This is a genomic window from Actinomadura sp. GC306 (assembly GCF_004348665.1).
Taxonomy (GTDB): domain Bacteria; phylum Actinomycetota; class Actinomycetes; order Streptosporangiales; family Streptosporangiaceae; genus Spirillospora.
The window spans coordinates 1-3,088 of the sequence record NZ_SMKM01000440.1 but is presented as its reverse complement, the minus strand read 5'-3'; the positions used below and the strand labels follow the sequence as shown (position 1 = coordinate 3,088).

4 protein-coding genes are annotated in these 3,088 nt (G+C 72.2%); 1 reads left to right on the top strand and 3 read right to left on the bottom strand.

Going from position 1 to position 3,088, the window contains the following annotated elements; genetic code table 11:
• Positions 1-41: 41 nt before the first annotated feature.
• Complete coding sequence (locus tag E1200_RS32325) at positions 42-644, bottom strand: TetR/AcrR family transcriptional regulator (RefSeq protein WP_131956327.1); 603 nt, start codon at positions 642-644, stop codon at positions 42-44.
• Between the two features lie 91 nt (positions 645-735).
• A complete protein-coding gene (locus E1200_RS32320; RefSeq protein ID WP_131956325.1) occupies positions 736-1,347 on the bottom strand; it encodes a TetR/AcrR family transcriptional regulator in 612 nt (203 codons plus the stop codon).
• A gap of 217 nt (positions 1,348-1,564) precedes the next feature.
• On the opposite strand from E1200_RS32320, the gene E1200_RS32315 reads away from it, so the two are divergent.
• A complete protein-coding gene (locus E1200_RS32315) occupies positions 1,565-2,257 on the top strand; it encodes a hypothetical protein (protein WP_131956322.1) in 693 nt (230 codons plus the stop codon).
• A 96-nt stretch (positions 2,258-2,353) separates the two neighbouring features.
• Here the strand turns inward: E1200_RS32315 and E1200_RS32310 are convergent.
• Positions 2,354-3,088, bottom strand: a 735-nt coding sequence (locus tag E1200_RS32310) for a transporter substrate-binding domain-containing protein (protein WP_165950558.1), incomplete at its 5' end; no start/stop codon positions are given.

Genomic DNA, 3,088 nt, shown 5'->3' with positions numbered 1-3,088 from the left:
TGGCGTGGGGGTCCTCGGTGCTTCGGTGGAGGGCGGGGCGGTCAGGCGGCATCGGCGGGCAGGCCGATCGCCGTGGCGACCAGGCGCCGCACATGGGTGCGGAACCGGGCGAGCTCGCGCGGGTCGTTCAGGCCGTGGCGCGTTCCATCGGCGTCGAGGACGCCGCCCGACCCGAAGCCATGGGTGCACCAGACGACCGTCCAGATGACGTACTCGACGTCCACGCCGTCGGGCACGACCTTGCGGGCGGCGGCGGCGACCATGTCCAGCAACGGCCTGATGTAGTGCTCCTCCAGATGCGCGACGTCGGCGGCGTCCGACAGCCACCGGTGCATCCACAGGGCGGGGACCTCGGGGTACTCCGCGCAGAAGTCGATGTACCGGTCCACGAGCGCGAGGATCCCGGCGGCGTCCTCGATCTGGGCGACCGCGTTCGCCATGACGTCGCGTTCGAGCCGGTGGGCACGTTCCACAACGGCGACGTACAGGTCGCGTTTGCCGCCCACGTGGTAGGCGACGGTGGCCACGTTCAGCCCGGACGCCTCGGCGATCATGCGGGTGGACGTTCCGTCGTAGCCGAGGGCCGCGAACAGCCGGGTGGCCGCGTCGATGATGCGTTCCCGGGCACCGTCGCTGCTGGTCATGGCCCCAAGCTAGGCGGTGGTCCGGCAGCCGGTCAATCGCTTGATGGAGAGCCGGCGGCGCTCCGCGGCGCACGGCGGGCGCCGCAACGCCCTACGGCGCGGCGGTCGCGGCGAGCGCTCCGGCCAGCACCAGCCGGCCCGCGGTGCGGACCATCGCGGCGACCTCGTCGGCCGGCTGCCGCAGCGACGCCAGGCTGACCAGCGCGGCCAGCAGGACGTGCCCGAGCACGATCTCGACGTCGTCCCGCTCGGGCACCGGGTCGCCGATCGCCGTGGAGAGCCGGTCCCGCAGGAACAGGAACAGGACGGTCCGCGCGTCGTCCACGCTGGAGTCGGCGGAGGTCACCGCCTGGATGATGGCCGAGGTCAGCGTCGGCTCGGCCGCCGCCACGTACACGATGCGCTCCAGCAGCGCGGTGAGCCGCTCCAGCGGGGTCCCGCCGATCTCGACCGTGCCGATGTCGTCGATCGCACGGTGCGCCCAGGCCGCCGCGACCTCGGTGAGCAGGTGGTCCTTGGTGGCGAAGTAGCGGTAGACGGTGGCGCGCGCGACCCCGGCGCGGTCCGCGACATCGTGCATGGTGACGGCCGGGTAGCCGCCTTCGAGCGCGAGTTCCCGCGCCGAGTCGATCAGGCGTTCCCGCCGCGCCTGCTGGTCCTTGCTCAGCGTGCGCGTGACGGTGAACCGCATGTCGCCGCTCAAAGCGTCCCGCCTCTCCGATGCCCCCGCCTCGCCGTGACCGGCCCCATTCTTCCGCACCGGGGCCCATAACACCTACATCGCGGGTCCCTCCCTCTTTCACGGCATCCGGCCCGGAACCCGTCGAACCCGCCCGCGGGACCCCGCGTACCACCTGGCGGGCCGGGGACCGCGCCCCGGCCAGGGAATGCGACAGGGACTGGTTCGCGTGGATTCGGGCTTGCGGCTGACGGAGCGCTACCGGCTGGTGGAGCTCCTCAAGGACGACGGGGGCGATCCTCACCCGGGAGCGGGACCGCGGCCTCTCCGCCGGCCTCACGACGGTGCGGACATAACGAATGACCACGACAACACCGGCTGGCGAAGCGAGCGACTGCCCCCGGCCCCCGGTTTCCGGCTGCCCTGGCTGGCACTCGCGGGCCTCCTCGCCACGATCGTCGCCGCGGCCACGCTGGTCCTCGGGATCGGCGGCTCCCTGCGCGAGGAGAGCCCACCCGACCGCCTGCGCCCCCTCCGGGCCGCCGCGCCGCCCGTGGCCTCCTCGACCCCGGCCGCTCCCACACCCGGGCCCACGACCACACCCACTCCAACACCGACACCCACCCCGACGCCCGAGAGCACGCCGTCACGGACAGCGAAGCCACCGGCCGCGCCCGACCTGCAGGAGACACTGCACCGCCTCCGGTTCGCCGTGGACGAGGGCGTCGAGGACGGGGACATCCGCGACGACGTGGGCCTCGACCTCAACAACGTGATCGCGACCGTCCTGGACCGCCCGCATGCGACGCCCGAGGCCCGCCGCGCGGACGTCGCCTACCTGCACGACAAGATCTTCACACGCGAGCGGGAGGGCGCGATCACCGGCGACCGCGCCGACGATCTGCACCACATCCTGGCGCAAACGACCGTCTAGCCCGCTGAACCGCCGACCGGCCCGCGACTCGTTGACTTGCGGCGTGTTGCCCTTATGGGCGCGCTCATAAGGGCAACACGCCGCAAGTGAACGTGTTCAGTCGCAGCCCTCGAACTGGGGGATCTCCACGATGGACAGGTCCAGGCCGGGGGTGCCGCCGAACCACTTGGTCACCAGCTTCCCGGCCGTCCCGTCCTGGTACATCTGCGTGATGGCGCGGTTCAGCGCCTCGCACCCGTCGGGGTCGTTCCGGCGCAGCCCGATCCCGGTGTTCTGCTCGCCGATCCGGGCGTTGACCAGCCGGAACCCGCCGCCCTCCCGCCGGATGAGCCCCGCCAGGATGACGTCGTTCGTGGTGATGGCGTCGAGCTCGTCCGCCTTGATCTTGGTCATGCACTCGTCGTAGTCCCGGGCGGGGACGAGGTCGGCGGTCATCCCGTGGATCGCCAGCAGCCGCGCCGCCGTGTTCGCGCCCTCGACGGAGCAGAACCGGCGCCCTTTCAGGTCGCGGACGTCGTCGACGCCGCGCATGTCGGACGACACGAGCACGTCCTGGTAGGAGACGAAGTAGGGCCCGGCGAACGCGATCTCCGTCTTGCGCTCCGGCGTGACCGACAGCGTCGCGAGCACCAGGTCGGCCCTGCCCGAGGTCAGCAGCGGGATCCGGTCGGCCGCCAGCGCCTGGACGAACGTGACCCGCTTGCCGAGCCGCTCCGCCACGTACTGCGCGACGTCGACGTCGAAGCCCTCGAACCGCCCGTCTGGAAGCCGCTGCCCGAGCCCCGGCAGGTCCGGCCGGACCCCGACCACCAGCGTCGACTTGTCCAGCAG

What these genes read in the sequence shown, in the direction of transcription:
- E1200_RS32325 (WP_131956327.1), bottom strand. Translation starts at nt 644, where the DNA reads ATGACCAGCAGCGACGGTGCCCGGGAACGCATCATCGACGCGGCCACC.